Source organism: Nocardioides sp., assembly GCF_025964975.1.
Taxonomy (GTDB): Bacteria; Actinomycetota; Actinomycetes; order Propionibacteriales; family Nocardioidaceae; genus Nocardioides.
This window is the reverse complement of the sequence record NZ_JAOPXV010000166.1, coordinates 1-14,837: the sequence shown is the minus strand read 5'-3', so window position 1 is coordinate 14,837 and position 14,837 is coordinate 1. Positions and strand designations below refer to the sequence as shown.

The following is a 14,837-nucleotide window of genomic DNA, read 5'->3' as shown; positions in this document are numbered from 1 at the left end:
CGGGTCATCTCCGGGACTTCGGGTCGAGGGCCTCACGCAACGCCTCGCCCATGAGCGTGAAGCCGAGGGCGACGACGATGATGCAGATGGCGGGGTAGAAGGCGAGGTGCGGGTGGTCGTAGATGAACCTCTGGGACGCTCCGAGCATCTGTCCCCACTCGGGTTGGCGTTCGTCGGGGTTGCCCAGGCCCAGGAAGGACAACGAAGCCGCGTCGATGATCGCGACGGCCAGGACCAGGGTCGCCTGCACGATGACGGGTCCCATGGCGTTGGGCAGCATGTGCCGGAAGACGATGGCAGCGGGCTTGACGCCGAGCGCGCGGGCGGCCAGCACGTGGTCGCTGTTGCGCTGCGCGAGCATCGTCCCCCGAAGCAGCCGCGCGAAGATCGGCACCTGGATGATTGCAATCGCGATGATCAGGGTCGTCTGGCTCGGCCGGGGTGCCATCGCGGCGATCGTGAACGCCAGCAGCAGCGACGGGATCGAGAGCATCACGTCGACGATGCGCATCACCACGGAGTCGATCCAGCCGCCCAGGGCGCCGGACAGTGTCCCCAGCACAAGGCCGCCGATGAGTCCGAAGACGGTGGCCAGCACGCCGACGATCAGCGTCTGCCGACTCCCGACCAGTAGCCGTGAGAGCAGGTCCCGACCGCGCGCGTCGGCGCCTAGAGGGAAGCCGGGCTCGGGGCCCGGCACGGGGTTGGACTGCGGCCGGACCTTGTCCAGCAGCAACGGGCTGGTCGGGTCGTGCGGCGCCAGCCAGGGTGAGACCACCGCCAGCAGCACGAAGAGCACGGTGATGGTCAGACCCAGGAGGAACACGGGGTTGCGGCGGAGTCGACGCCACGCGCTGACGATCAGGGACACGCCTGCTGAGTCGTCGACCGACGTCGCGGCGAGGTCGTCGATGCGGTTCTTGCGCTGGTCGGCGTACGAGCTGGCACCCATCCTGCTCACCTCGTCCTGATCCGGGGGTCGATGACGGCGTAGGCGATGTCGACCAGCAGGTTGACGATGACGAAGATCGCCGCCGCGGCCAGGACCAGAACCTGGAGCACCGCATAGTCCTTCTCGCGGTAGCTCTGGGCCAGGGCGTCGCCGATGCCGGGGAACGAGAAGACGGTCTCGGTGAGGATCGCGCCGGCCAGCAGGCCCCCGACCTGGAGGCCGATCGTGGTGACGACCGGGAGCATGGCGTTGCGAAGGACGTGCCGGCGCCGGATGACGCTGGCGGTGAGTCCCTTCGCCTCCGCCGTACGGACGTAGTCGGCGTCGAGGGTGTCGAGCACCGCCGCGCGCGTGATGCGGAAGATCACCGCGAACGGGATCGTCGCCAGCGCCAGGGTCGGCAGGATGAGGTGCTTGATCGCGTCCCATGCCGCGTCCCACTCGCGGGTCAACAGCCCATCGAGGACGAAGAACCCGGTGACCCGGGTCGCCTCCAGACCTGGGTCCTGCCGGCCCGAGACCGGGAGGAGGTTCCACTCCACCGCCACGAAGTACTTCAGCAGGAAGGCTGTGAAGAACACCGGCACTGCCACCCCGATCAGGGAGAGGACCACGGCACCCGAGTCGAGAGGGGAGCCGTGGCGCTTGGCGGCGAAGTAGCCCAGCGGAATGCCGAGCGCGATCGCCACCAGGATGGCGAAGAAGGACAGCTCGACCGTTGCCGGGAGCCGGATGAGGAACACCTGGAAGGCATCCTCGCCGGGTAGCACACCGGTCGAGGCACCGAAGTCGCCCTGGAGCGCACGTGTGATGAACCTGGAGTACTGCACGTAGACGGGTTGGTCGAGCCCGAGCGCGGTCTCCAGGGCGGCGCGACGAGCGGGCGTTGCGCGCTCACCGAGGATGGCCGAGACGGGGCCGCCGGGGAGTGCCTTGAGCCAGAGGAACAACAAGATCGAGAGTACGGCGAGCACGACCGCCATCTGCATCAGGCGGCGCACGATGAAGCGGACCATGAGGGAGCTCCCTGGGGCTGGGGTCGGCAGGACACGAGCCGGGGACGAGGGGAGTCAACCGCGAGCGGTGACTCCCCACGTCCCGTGGCCCAGCGTCAGCGTCCCCCGACGCTCACCGTGTCGAACTCCTCAGCCGTCAGCGGGCTCGGGATCACGCCCTCGACGTCCCCTCCGACCACGAGCGCGGGCGGCGAGTGGCTGATCGGGAGGCCGGGGAGGTACTCCTCCATGATCTGCTGGTTGATCCGCTCGAACTCGGCTGCCCGCTCGTCCTCGTCGACGATGGCGTCCGCGGCCTGCAGGTCGTCGGCCAGCTGCTTGCCCCATGGCATGACCTCGGTGCCGAAGTCGTTCTCCTTGAGGTTGCCGAAGAACGTGCCGACGAAGTTGAACGCGGCGTCGTAGTCGCCGGTCCAGCCGAGCAGGTAGGCGTCGTACTTCCCGGCCGTCACGTTGTCGAGGTAGCCGCCGTTCCACGACGCCGTCTTCACGTCCACCCTGATGCCGACGGCCTCGAGGTTGGTGCGCAGGGCTTCGTAGAGCTGCTGCGGATCGGGCATGTAGGGCCGGCTGACCTCGGTCGGGTAGGCGAACGTCAGGGTCATGCCCTCCGCGCCGGCCTCCTTCAGGAGCTGCTTGGCCTTGTCGGGGTCGTACGCGTAGGGCTGCAGCTCACTGTTGTAGCCGCTGACGGTCGACGGCATGAACTGCGTCGCCACCTGAGCTCCTTCCGGCAGTTGCGTGGAGACCAGCTGGTCGCGGTCGAGCGCGTAGTAGAGCGCCTGACGCACCTTGAGGTCCTTGAGCTGCGGGTTGGCCTCGGGGTTGAGACCGAGGTAGAAGATGTTGAACGGGTCGCGGACCTCGACCTGGTTGCCGCCCTCCTCGAGGCCCGGCCAGTCGGCCGGGTTGGGCAGGTCGTAGCCGTCGATGCTGCCCGCCTCCAGCTCCTGGCGCCGCGTGCTCTCGTCGGGGATGACCCGGAAGACGAGCTTGTCGGAAGCGGGCGCCTCACCCCAGTAGTCGTCGTTGGTCTCCAGCTCGATCGCCCCGGTGGCCTGGTCGTACTCCACGAACTTGAACGGGCCAGTGCCCTGGGGGTTCTGGGCGTAGTCGGGGAAGCTGAAGCCTTCGCCCTCGGTGGCGATGCCGTTGGCGTCGCCCTCCTCCATGGCCTTGGGTGACTGCATCGAGAGCGACTCGAGGGTGAGCATCGTCGGGAAGCCGGAGGTGGCGCGGCTGATGGTGACCATCGCCTCGTACTCGTCGCTCGCCTCACAGCCTTGGTAGAGGGAGTCTTCGGGGGCGTTGGCGAAGCCGCCCATGACGTAGCCCCAGTATTCGGCCGCGACCTGACCCGCCTCGTTCTGGTCGAACATCCGCTCAAAGTTGGCGCAGACGGCCTCGGCGTTGAAGGGCTCGCCGTCGTGGAAGGTGACGTCGTCGCGGAGCGTGAACGTCCACTCGGTGCCCTCCTCGTTGGAGGTCCACTCCGTGGCGAGCTCGGGGACGACCTCGGCACTGCCGGGCTTGATGCCGAGGAGGCCCTCGAACATCTGGCGCGTCACGCGGAAGGTCTCGCCGTCCGTGGCGTAGAGCGGGTCGAACATCTCGGGTGCACCGGCCGCTCCGAACGTGAACGTGGTCTCCTCGCCCTCACCGCCGCCTTCGCCGCCCTCGCCGCGGTCTGACTCGGCACAGGACGCGACCGTCATGGCAAGCACGCCTGCCACGGCGACCGATGCAAGTTTCCGGATGGCTCTCATCGTGCAACCTCACTTCTGGTCCGAGACCCGTCTGGGACGGGCCAATCGAGGGGGTGTGACCCACGTCACGCCGCGCCGCCACTCTAGTCACAGCGGCACCTCGACCGGCAACATCCGTTGCCCGACTGTGATCTCGGGCGATCCACCCGCAGGGGTGTTGGTCAGTCGGGCCCGGCGTGGCACGTTCGGATGGCGCCCCAGTCGGGGCGCATCGACGAAGGGAACCTGATGGGACTCGACGACAAGATCAAGAACGCCTCCGAGGACATGGCCGGCAAGATCAAGGAGGGCACGGGCAAGGCCACCGACGACGAGAGTCTCGAGGCCGAGGGCAAGGGTGACCAGGCCAAGTCCGACGTCAAGCAGGCCGGCGAGAAGGTCAAGGACGCTTTCAAGCACTGACCTCCGCGATCGCGAACGCCACCCGAGGCACCGACTCGAGCAGTCGGTGCCTCGTTGGCGTTCTGGCGCGTCGCCGCAGCGGACAGTGGGTGCCGTGTGGGTCTGGTGAAAGTGTCGGTGCCAGGTGGCAGGCTGCCGCCATGACAGTTCACGTCCACGTCGCCGAGCGGACCGACGCGCTCGCCGACGGGCTCGCGGAGCTGTTGTCGACGCCCCTGCCCGACCCGTTCGCCCGTGAGGTGGTCGTCGTCCCGGCGCGCGGGGTGGAGCGCTGGCTGACCCAGCGGCTCTCCCACCGCCTCGGCGTGGGTGCGCGGACCGGGGACGGCGTGTGCGCCGGGGTCGACTTCGTGACCCCCTCCTCACTGGTCTCGATGCTGCTCGACAAGGACGCCGACGACCCCTGGGACCCCGAACGTCTCGCCTGGCCGGTGCTCCAGGTGATCGACGCGTCCATGGGCGAGCCGGGCTTCGCCGACCTGACCGCGCACCTGGGCGGCGGGGACGGTGACGACGATCGGGCCACCCGGCGCTACGCCGTCGCCAGGCGTGTGGCGGGGCTGTTCAGCTCGTACGCCACCCAGCGGCCGAGCCTGATCACCGACTGGCAGGAGGGCCGCGACAGCGACGGCCTGGGAGGCGAGCTCGAGCCGGACCTGCGGTGGCAGGCGGAGCTGTGGCGGCGCCTGGTCGAGCGCATGGACCCAGACCCGCCTGACGTGCGCCATGGTGCGACGCTCGCGCGGCTGCGTGCTGGCGGGGCCGACCTCGACCTGCCGCCCCGGCTCTCGCTGTTCGGTCACACGCGACTGCCGGAGACCGAGATCTCCCTGCTCAAAGCTCTCGGAGAGCTGCGTGACGTCCACCTCTGGCTGCCCCAGGCCTCGCCCGCCCTGTGGACGGCGCTGGCGCCCACCGCAGCCGTCGGTTCGGTGCCTCGCGCCTTCGACACCTCTGCCGCCCTCGTCGGCCATCCCCTCCTCAGCTCGTTGGGTCGCGACTCGCGCGAGCTCCGGCGCGCGCTGGGTGGGATCGACAGCGAGCACGCCCGGGCCGCACCCGCTCACCCCGACACGCTGCTCGGGTGGCTCCAGTCCGACCTGCAGGCCAACGCCGCGCCCGACCGAGCGACCATCCAGCAGCGCACAGGTCGCGACTCCTCCGTGCAGGTCCACGCCTGCCACGGTTCTGCTCGGCAGATCGACGTGCTGCGGGAGGTGCTGGTCGGGCTGCTGCAGGACGACCCAACCCTGGAGCCGCGAGACATCCTGGTGATGTGCCCCGACATCGAGACCTACGCCCCTCTCATCTCCGCCGGGTTCGGCCTCGCGGACATCGCCGGCGAAGGGGCGGGCCACCCCGCCCACCGGCTCCGGGTCCGGCTGGCAGACCGCGCTCTCGGTGCCACCAACCCGCTGCTCGCCGTGGCGGCGCAGCTCGTCGAGCTGGTGCGAGGTCGCCTGAGTGCCACGCAGGTGCTCGACCTTGCTGCGTCGGCACCCGTACGCGCGCGCTTCGGCTTCGGCGACGACGAGCTCGAGCGGATCGCGCAGTGGGTCGGGGAGTCCGGCATCCGCTGGGGATACGACGCAGACCACCGCGCTTCGTTCGGGCTGGGCAGCGTGGGCGCCAACACGTGGTCGTCCGGAGTGCGCCGCCTGCTGCTGGGGGCCGCGATGTCGGGGCTGGAGCACCGACACGTGGACGGCGCGCTCCCGGTCGACGACGTCAGTGACAGCGACCTCGAGACGGTCGGGCGGTTCGCGGAGTTCGTCGACCGCCTCCACACCTTCCTGGTCGGCGCCGGGGCCGCGCGCACCGTCCTGGACTGGACCCGCGTGCTGGGCCGAGGAGTCCACCAGCTGACGGTGACCCCGTCGCAAGACGTCTGGCAGGTGGCGCAGTTCGACCGCGAGCTCGCCCGGATCGCCGCCGGTGCGGCCGGCCAGGACACCGTGCTGCGCCAGTCCGACGTCCGCGCCCTTCTCCAACAACGGCTGCGCGGCCGGCCGACGCGCTCCAACTTCCGCACGGGCACCCTGACGGTCTGCACCATGGTGCCCATGCGCTCGGTGCCACACCGGGTGGTCTGCCTGGTCGGACTCGACGACGGGGTCTTCCCTCGCAACTCGTCGGTCGACGGTGACGACGTGCTGGCTCGCCGCCCACGCACCGGCGATCGCGACCCGCGCTCGGAGGACCGCCAGCTCCTGCTCGACGCCATCGCGGCGACGACGGAGACGCTCGTCATCACCTACACCGGACGCGGCGAGCACAACGGGGCCGAGCGACCACCCGCCGTACCCCTCGGCGAGCTCCTCGACGCCCTCGACCGCACGGCCTCCGCTCCGGTGCGCGAGCACGTGCTGACCCAGCACCCGTTGCAGCCCTTCGACGAGGCCAACCTCGTCCCCGGGCGCCTGCGCGGCACCCAGGCCTTCACCTTCGACCGCTCCGCCCTGGCCGGCGCCACCGCCGCGCGAGGGGAGCGGACGGTGGTCAGAGAGCTGGTCCCCGAAGTACTCCCACCGATCAGCGCCCCGACCAGCGACGTCGCCCTGGCCGACCTCCAGGACTTCTTCCGACACCCTGTCCAGGGCTTCCTCCGGCGGCGACTCCGGATCACCAAGCCCGTCGACGCCGACGAGATCAAGGACGGCATCCCGATCACCCTCGACAGCTTGGAGCAGTGGGCGATCGGCGACCACCTCGCCAGCGCGGTGCTCGGTGGTGCTGACGGGGCGGCGGTCATCGAGGCACTCCGGGTCAGCGGTCAGCTGCCTCCCGGCGCCCTCGGCGACGGGGTGCTGGAGGCCATCAAGACGAAGGCGACGCCGCTCGTCCTCGCGGCGCGGAGCCTGCAGACAGGTCCCGTGCGCACCCTGGACGTCGACATCGACCTCGGGGACCGCCGGGTGAGCGGCACCGTCGGCGACATCTTCGGCAACAACCTGGTGGGGGTGTCCTTCTCCAACCTAGGTGCCAAGCACCGCCTCGCGGCCTGGATCAACGCGCTTGCCCTGGCCGCTGGCCGCCCCGACGAGAACTGGACCGCCCACACGATCGGCAAGCACCGCACCGGTGGACAGGTCGCGATGATCAAGCCACTGGCCCAGCACGACGCGCGTGCCTGGCTGCGCGACCTGGTCGCCATCCACGAAGCGGGGCTCTGCGAGCCACTGCCCCTGCCGATCAGGACGTCGTTGGCCTGGGCCGAGGAGTTCCGGCGGGCACAGTCGGGCAGCGACGGCGACCCCGACGCGAAGGCGCGAGCCGAGTGGGTCACCCCTCGGTTCAACGACTCGGGCTTCCCCAAGGAGGACGCCGACGTATGGCACGTCCGTGCCTTCGGCGAGCACGCCGCCTTCGAGCTGCTGGCCTCACCCCTGCGCGCGGGCGAAGCGGGCGCAGCGCCCCACCGGCTCGGCCACTACGCGGCCCGACTGTGGGGTCCACTGATCGGCTCGCCCGACTCCCCGGGCGCCGAACAGATCCGGGGGCTGTGATGGAGACCTTCGACATCGCCCGCGACCTCGAGCCCGGCGTCACGCTGCTCGAGGCCAGCGCGGGGACGGGCAAGACCTGGACGATCGCTGCCCTGGTGACCAAGCACGTGGCCGCGGGGCTGGTCGCACTGGAGGAGATGCTGGTCGTGACCTTCACCCGGGCGGCGAGCCAGGAGTTGCGGGAGCGTGTCCGTAGCCAGCTCGACGAGGCCGTCCGTGTGCTGGCCGATCCGGCCCACCGCGACCCGGCCAACCGGCTCCACGACTGGCTGCTCGACGGCGACCCGCCCACGATAGAGGCGCGGTTGGAGCGCGTCACTGCAGCCCTGGTCTCCTTCGATGCAGCGACGATCGCGACCATCCACCAGTTCTGCCAGCTGGTGCTGCGCAGCCTGGGCGTGGCCGGGGACACCGACTCGAGCGCCACGCTGGTGGAGGATCTGGAGCAGCTCACGACCGAGGTCGTCGACGACCTCTACCTCGCACGGTTCGGCCACGAGCAGGCGCCGACCTGGAGCCGCAACCAGGCACTCGCGCTGGCCCACACCGTGGTGGGCGACCCGCGCGCCGTGATTGAGCCGCTGGCGGTGCTGACCGAGGGCCCCGACTCCGCCGCGGCCATGAGGGTCCGGTTCGCCACCGCCGTCCTGGAGGAGGTCGAGCGGCGCAAGCGGCGGCTCGGGGTGCTGAGCTACGACGACCTGCTGAGCCAGCTCGCGGACGCCCTCGAACAGCCTTCCGCCGCGGCTCGGGCGCGCATGCAGCGCCGCTGGAAGTTCGTGCTCATCGACGAGTTCCAGGACACCGACCCCGTCCAGTGGCAGGTCTTCCGGCGGGCCTTCGCGGAGTCGGCCACGATGGTCTTGATCGGTGATCCCAAGCAGGCCATCTATGCCTTCCGCGGCGGTGACATCGTCACCTACCTCGAGGCAGCCAGGATCGCGGGGACGACCCAGACGCTGGGCGTCAACTGGCGCGCGGACCGGCCGCTGCTCGAGTCCGTCCAGGCGGTGCTGGAGGGGGCGACCCTGGGCGACCCGCGCATCGTCGTCCACCCCGTCGTCGCGCACGAGCGGCACTCACGACTGGTCGGGGCCGGGGAGCCCTTCCGGCTGCGCGTCGTCCGTCGTGCCGAGCTGGGGAAGGGGCCGCGGTCGAGGCCGGCGGTCGCGCTGTGGCGGGAGCACGCCGTCACGGACACCGCCCACCAGATCAAGCGGCTCATCCAGAGCGGCGCGACGTTCGAGGGTCGCGCGTTGGTGCCGGGCGACATCGCCGTCCTGGCGGCGAAGCGCAGTGACCTCGAGGCAGTGCACGTGGCGCTGGCGTCCGTGGGCGTCCCTTCAGTGGTCAACGCCGGCGGCTCCGTCTTCCACACACCCGCTGCCGGTGAGTGGCTGGTCCTGCTCGAGGCACTCGAGCAGCCGCATCGATCGGACCGGGTGCGAGCAGCCGCGCTGACGTCGTTCTTCGGCTGTTCAGCTGCCGAGCTCGACGCCGGCGGCGACGAGCTGACCGACCTGCTGGCCGACCGTGTGCGGACGCTGACCGACGTCTTCACGACCCGCGGTGTCGCTGCTGTGCTCGAGGTGACCGTGGTGGCGGGCCTGACGGCACGAGTGCTGAGCAGGGCCGGCGGCGAGCGCACCCTGACCGACCTGCGTCACATCGGTGAGGCCCTCCACCGAGTCAGCGTCGAGGACCGCCTCGGCATCGTGGGGGTCCTCGGTTGGCTGCGCGAGCAGGTGGACGACGAGAAGCTCGAGGTCGCCTCCGAACGCACCCGCCGGCTCGACTCGGACGCCGCTGCCGTGCAGCTGGTCACCATCCACGGCAGCAAGGGCCTGCAATATCCCGTCGTCTACCTGCCGACGCTGTGGGACAAATATGTCGGCAAGGACCCCGACATCCCGCTGTTCCATGACGACGCGGGTCGCCGATGCCGCGACGTCGGCGGTCCCAGCCCGTTCCACCGCGACGCCGTGGCCCGCCACCGCCGCGAGGACGCCGGCGAGTCGCTCCGCCTGCTCTACGTCGCGCTCACCCGCGCCCAGTCACAGGTCGTCGTCTGGTACGCCGCCGCAGACCTCAACACCCCGGCCTCCCCGTTGCACCGCATGCTCTTCGGTCGTCGTCCCGGCGCCGCCGTCGTGCCCGACGAGCAGGCAGTCGTCAGTGAGGACCGTCTGCCCACGATCCTCGGCGCGTGGCGAGACGCCGGCGGGCCGGTCAGCGAGCTGGCGGAGCTGGTCGCGCCCGATCCGACTCCCCTGCCGGTCTCCTCCGACGTCCTGGCGGCTCGCACCTTCACCCGCGAGGTCGACACGACCTGGCGACGCACGTCCTACTCGTCGCTGTCCGCTGCGTCGACGGCCGGCCATGCGAACCCCGAGGCGGGCATCGTGGAGTCACTGTCCGAACCAGAGGATCGGCCCGAAGAGGATGCCGCCCTCGTGCTGGTGGGCCGAGAAGGGATCGACGAGCCCGGCGAGGCACCTGCCGACGAGGAGCTGGCAGCCGCGGCGGTTCCCTCGCCGATGGCTGACCTGCCGGTCGGTGCGACCTTCGGCTCGCTCGTCCACGCGGTGCTGGAGCACGCTGACCCCGCGGCCCCCGACTTCCGCGCCGAACTGCTCACCCACATCCGAGAGCAGCAGGTCTGGTGGCCCGTCGAGCTCGACAACGATGCCCTGGCCGACGCGCTGGTGGCTGTGTGCTCGAGCCCCCTCGGACCACTCGCCGGGGAGCAGACGCTGCTCGGCCTCCGACTGGCCGACCGGTTGCGCGAGCTGGACTTCGAGCTCCCGCTCGCCGGCGGGGACGACGCGACATACCCCGCGAGCCGCGTGACCCTCGGCGACCTCGCGCCGCTGCTCCGGCGACACCTGCCCGACGGCGACCCGGTCCTGTCCTATGCGTCCACCCTGGAGCACGACCCGGACCTGGCCGGTCAGCCGCTGCTGGGATATCTCACCGGCTCCATCGACGTGGTGCTGCGCGTCGACGTCGAGGGGTCGCCCCGCTTCCTGACCGTCGACTACAAGACCAACTGGCTCGGTCCGCTCGATGCTCCGCTGACAGCGCACGACTACCGGCCGGCGATGCTCGACGAGGCGATGGCCCACTCCGACTATCCGCTGCAGGCACTCCTCTACACCGTCGTGCTGCACCGGTTCCTGCGCTGGCGGCTGCCCGGCTATGACCCGTCGCGCCACCTGGGCGGCGTGCTCTACCTCTACCTTCGGGGCATGTGCGGACCGGACACTCCCCGTGTCGCGGATGCCCCGTGCGGCGTCTTCGCGTGGCGGCCGCCGGTCCCGCTTGTCGAGGCTCTCTCGGCGCTGCTCGACGGCGCGGTCGTGCGATCGGGCTCTGCCGATGAGTGAGCTCTTCGAGCCGGTGGACGAGCACGACCGCGACCTCGCCCTGACTGCACCGCCGACGCTGGCGGCGTTCAACACAGCCGGCGTCGTTACGGCCGCTGACATCCACATCGCCACCGCGCTCGGCCGGCTCGGCAACGAGCAGGATCCGGACGTGCTGCTCGCCATCGCCCTCACGTCACGGGCTGTGCGCCACGGGTCGGTGTGCCTCGAGCTCGCCGAGGTCGGCAGTCTGCTGACCGACGTCGATCTGCCGTGGCCCGAACCCGCCGAATGGGCGGCGGCGGTCGGGCGCAGTCCACTGCTGGCGCTCGGCGTTCTGCACTGGGAGCACGGCCTGCTCTACCTCGACCGCTACCACGAGCAGGAGACGCAGGTCCTCGACGACCTGACTGCCCGCGCCGCCTCGACACCGCCCTTCGACCCCTCACTGCTGGCTGCCTCGCTGGCGCGGGTGTTCGCCGACCCCGGCTTCGACGAGCAGCGCGCGGCCTGCACCCACGCGGCTGGTCGGTGGACGACCGTGATCACCGGCGGTCCCGGCACCGGCAAGACGACCGCCGTTGCTGGACTGCTCGTGGCCCTGCACGAGCAGGCCGAGGCCCAGGGGCACCACCTCCGCATCGCGATGGCGGCTCCCACCGGCAAGGCGGCAGCCCGGCTCGAGCAGGCCGTCCGCGACTCGGCCAAGGGCTTCAGCGAGCGCGACCGCGACCGGCTGGCGGGAACGAGTGCCATGACGTTGCACCGATTGCTCCGGACCCGTCCGGGCAACCGGACCCGGTTCCGCCACCACCGCGGCAACAGGCTGCCGCACGATGTCGTGGTCGTCGACGAGACCTCGATGGTGTCGCTGACGATGATGGCGCGACTGTTGGAAGCGGTCCGACCGGACTCCCGGTTGGTGTTCGTGGGCGACCCCGCCCAGCTGTCCTCGGTCGATGCCGGCGCTGTGCTGGCCGACATCGTGCACGGCTTCGACGGCCGGGCTGACAGCCCGGTCGTGGCGTTGACAACCGCGCATCGCTACGGCGCCGAGATCGGTGCGCTCGCGGAGGCACTGCGGGTCGGAGATGCGGACGCGGTGATCTCCGTGCTGAGCGCCGGCCACAGCGCGGTCGAGTGGGTGAGGGACCAGGACCCTGCCTCCGCCATCCGCGCGACCGCACTGCCCTCGGCACTGGCCGTGCGCGATGCAGCGGCCACGGGCAACGCCGCCAAGGCCCTGGCCGCACTCGACCGGCACCGGCTGCTGTGTGCCCACCGCGACGGCCCCTTCGGTGTCCGGCACTGGAACCGGCGCGTGGAGCAGTGGCTGACACAGGAGACGGGCGACCCCCTCTACGAGTCCGCCTACCTCGGCCGTCCGGTCCTGGTCACCGCCAACGACTACGCCCTCGGCGTCTACAACGGCGACACGGGCGTCGTGGTCGACACTCGTGCCGGGCGGAGGGTGGTCGTCGCCACCGGTGAGGGTCCGCTGAGCCTGGCCCCGTCTCGTCTCGGCGACGTGGAGACCATGCACGTGATGACGATCCACAAGAGCCAGGGCAGCCAGGCCGACGTCGTGACCGTTCTCCTGCCCGACGAGGACTCCCGCCTCCTCACCCGCGAGCTGTTCTACACGGCCGTCACCCGGGCGCGGACCAGGGTCCGCATCGTCGGACCCGAAGCAGCGGTGCGCGCAGCGATCGGCCGCCAGGCGCAACGAGCCAGCGGGCTGCGGGCGCGGCTGGCCGACGGCTGAGCGTGCGTCCGTCCAACGGCGACGTCGGCAACCTCGGCGCAACATCGCCGGGCTAGCCTCTCGGCATGTCCTTCCTGCTTCGCCTCTCGCTGCCCGACGTCCCCGGATCGCTGGGACGCGTTGCCGGAGCCATCGGCCAGGCGGGTGGCGACATCGCGGCCATCGAGGTTGTCGAGAAGCTACCGAACGGCGCCGCGGTCGATGACGTCCTGCTCGAGATGGGGCCCGGCGTGATGCCCGACTCGATCGTCTCGGCGTGCAACGCCGTCGAGGGCGTCGAGGTGTTGTGGATCAGCAGGTACGCCGCGGCGGGCAACCTGTTCCTGGATCTCGAGGTGGTCGAGGAGCTGACCCTCCACCCCGGCGAAGCGCTCGAACGAGTCGTGGACCTGCTGCCCGTGACCTTCCGCGTGGACTGGGCGGCTAGGGTGCGCCCGGACGGTCACCTGGTCCGGCGCACCGAGGCCGCACCAGCCGCGGTGTCCTGGGCCGAGCTCGACCGCCCCTCGCGCCTGCCCGACCTCGAGGACACGGTGCTCTGCGGAGCTCCCCTGGACGGCGACGTCATCGTGCTGGGTCGCCAGGGTGGCCCGGAGTTCCTGGACTCGGAGCTGGCCAGGGTGGGGCACCTGCTCGGGCTGGCGCGCACGATCCATCGCGCGGAGGCTGTGCCAGAGGCGTGAGCGAGATCGGTCTCTACATGATCGTCAAGGACGAGGCGCACATCATCGAGCGCTGCCTGCGCAGCGCGCTCCCGTTCGTCGACTGGTGGGTCATCGTCGACACGGGGTCGATCGATGGGACCCAGGACGTGGTGCGCCGGGTCCTGGACGGGGTGCCCGGCGAGCTGCACGAACGACCCTGGGTCGACTTCGGTCACAACCGCCAGGAGTCCTTGGAGCTGGCGGCTGCCTTCCCGGCGCGGAGTGCGGACAGCTACGCCCTGTGGATCGATGCGGACGACCAGTTCACCTCGGTCCCCGACGAGCGTCCCGACCTCACCCTGGACGGATACCACGTCACCAACCACTTCGGCGCCACGAGCTACTCCGTGCTCCGCCTGACCCGGCTGGACCGACCCTGGCGCTGGCAGGGCGTGGTGCACGAGCACCTCGCCCTGCCCGGAGCAGACGTCGGCTCCCTCGACGTACCGAGCGTGCACGAGGAGCGTGCGGGCGCACGCTCGCTGGATCCGGACAAGTACCGCAAGGACGCTGCGCTCCTGGAAGGGGCGCTCGCCCGGACGCCTGACGACCCGCGGACGCAGTTCTACCTCGCGCAGTCGTGGCGCGACGCGGGCGAGCTGGAGCGCGCGCTGGCGGCGTACCGGACGCGCAGCGACAACGCCAACGGCTGGGACCAGGAGCGGTGGTACGCGCGCTTCCAGGCCGCGGTCATCTCGGAACGACTCGCCCGGCCCGATGCTGAAGTGGTCGCGGCCTACCTCACTGCGTACGCCGCCCTGCCCTCGCGCGCGGAGCCCCTGGTCGAGCTGGCCCGCTTCCACCGGGAGCGAGAGCTGCATGCGGTCGCGCGACTGTTCGCGACACCGGCCACGTCGACACCGCACCCCGGCCGCTCAGCGCTCTTCGTCGACGAGTCGACGTACTCCTGGCGAGCCTGGGACGAGCTCGCGGTCAGCTGCTACTGGACCGGGGCGTACGCCGAAGGGCTGGACGCCGCCGAGCGCGCCCTCGCCGTGCACCCTGACGACGAGCGGCTCCGCGCCAACGTGGCGTTCTGCCGCGAGAAGACCTTGGCGTAGATCGTCAGCCGGTCGGTCCGCTCGGTCCGGTCGAGCCGGTGGCCCCCGTGGCGCCCGTGGGTCCCTGCGGACTGACGGTGGCGCAGAAGATGATCAACCGCATCTCCCTCGAGATGTTCCCGGTGTTGGGAGACTGCCACCTGCCAACCGTCGGGTCCCGTGGGCGCACTCCCGTTGTCCAACGGCTGGCTGCCGCCGATGGACATGTCCGATCCGAGGCGACCGTAGGTGACGCCGGTGACCACCTCGCCGGCTCCGCAGACGGCAGTGACGATCTGGGTGAATCCGTGGTTGGGAATG

9 protein-coding genes are annotated in these 14,837 nt (G+C 70.7%); 6 read left to right on the top strand and 3 right to left on the bottom strand.

Annotation, left to right across the window (positions count from 1 at the left end; genetic code table 11):
- Positions 1–4: 4 nt before the first annotated feature.
- From JWN68_RS12745 to JWN68_RS12735, 3 genes are all read right to left on the bottom strand, one after another.
- A complete protein-coding gene (locus JWN68_RS12745) occupies positions 5–952 on the bottom strand; it encodes an ABC transporter permease (RefSeq protein ID WP_297739455.1) in 948 nt (315 codons plus the stop codon).
- A 5-nt stretch (positions 953–957) separates the two neighbouring features.
- Positions 958–1,968 (bottom strand): ABC transporter permease, encoded by a 1,011-nt coding sequence (locus JWN68_RS12740; protein ID WP_297739452.1) that lies wholly within the window; start codon positions 1,966–1,968, stop codon positions 958–960.
- A gap of 95 nt (positions 1,969–2,063) precedes the next feature.
- Positions 2,064–3,734 (bottom strand): ABC transporter substrate-binding protein, encoded by a 1,671-nt coding sequence (locus JWN68_RS12735; RefSeq protein WP_297739448.1) that lies wholly within the window; start codon positions 3,732–3,734, stop codon positions 2,064–2,066.
- A gap of 189 nt (positions 3,735–3,923) precedes the next feature.
- Between JWN68_RS12735 and JWN68_RS12730 the strand changes: the two genes are divergently transcribed.
- From JWN68_RS12730 to JWN68_RS12705, 6 genes are all read left to right on the top strand, one after another.
- Positions 3,924–4,136, top strand: a complete 213-nt coding sequence (locus JWN68_RS12730; protein ID WP_366519802.1) for a CsbD family protein — start codon at positions 3,924–3,926, stop codon at positions 4,134–4,136.
- A 140-nt stretch (positions 4,137–4,276) separates the two neighbouring features.
- On the top strand, positions 4,277–7,642 hold the full coding sequence (recC, locus tag JWN68_RS12725) for an exodeoxyribonuclease V subunit gamma (protein WP_297739444.1): 3,366 nt from the start codon (positions 4,277–4,279) through the stop codon (positions 7,640–7,642).
- On the top strand, positions 7,642–11,028 hold the full coding sequence (locus JWN68_RS12720; RefSeq protein ID WP_297739441.1) for a UvrD-helicase domain-containing protein: 3,387 nt from the start codon (positions 7,642–7,644) through the stop codon (positions 11,026–11,028). The genes recC and JWN68_RS12720 overlap by 1 nt, the downstream gene beginning before the upstream one ends.
- Complete coding sequence (gene recD, locus JWN68_RS12715) at positions 11,021–12,772, top strand: exodeoxyribonuclease V subunit alpha (RefSeq protein WP_297739438.1); 1,752 nt, start codon at positions 11,021–11,023, stop codon at positions 12,770–12,772. Before JWN68_RS12720 ends, recD begins: the two co-directional genes overlap by 8 nt.
- A 65-nt stretch (positions 12,773–12,837) precedes the next feature.
- Positions 12,838–13,455: an amino acid-binding protein gene (locus tag JWN68_RS12710; RefSeq protein ID WP_297739435.1), complete on the top strand. Its 618-nt coding sequence runs from the start codon at positions 12,838–12,840 to the stop codon at positions 13,453–13,455.
- Positions 13,452–14,537: a hypothetical protein gene (locus JWN68_RS12705; RefSeq protein ID WP_297739432.1), complete on the top strand. Its 1,086-nt coding sequence runs from the start codon at positions 13,452–13,454 to the stop codon at positions 14,535–14,537. The genes JWN68_RS12710 and JWN68_RS12705 overlap by 4 nt, the downstream gene beginning before the upstream one ends.
- Positions 14,538–14,837: the final 300 nt, after the last annotated feature.

Bases quoted from the DNA above. Each gene is read 5' to 3' on its own strand.
- JWN68_RS12745 (WP_297739455.1), bottom strand. From the start codon at position 952: ATGGGTGCCAGCTCGTACGCCGACCAGCGCAAGAACCGCATCGACGAC.
- JWN68_RS12740 (WP_297739452.1), bottom strand. From the start codon at position 1,968: ATGGTCCGCTTCATCGTGCGCCGCCTGATGCAGATGGCGGTCGTGCTC.
- JWN68_RS12735 (WP_297739448.1), bottom strand. From the start codon at position 3,734: ATGAGAGCCATCCGGAAACTTGCATCGGTCGCCGTGGCAGGCGTGCTT.
- JWN68_RS12730 (WP_366519802.1), top strand. From the start codon at position 3,924: ATGGCGCCCCAGTCGGGGCGCATCGACGAAGGGAACCTGATGGGACTC.
- recC (WP_297739444.1), top strand. From the start codon at position 4,277: ATGACAGTTCACGTCCACGTCGCCGAGCGGACCGACGCGCTCGCCGAC.
- JWN68_RS12720 (WP_297739441.1), top strand. From the start codon at position 7,642: ATGGAGACCTTCGACATCGCCCGCGACCTCGAGCCCGGCGTCACGCTG.
- recD (WP_297739438.1), top strand. From the start codon at position 11,021: ATGAGTGAGCTCTTCGAGCCGGTGGACGAGCACGACCGCGACCTCGCC.
- JWN68_RS12710 (WP_297739435.1), top strand. From the start codon at position 12,838: ATGTCCTTCCTGCTTCGCCTCTCGCTGCCCGACGTCCCCGGATCGCTG.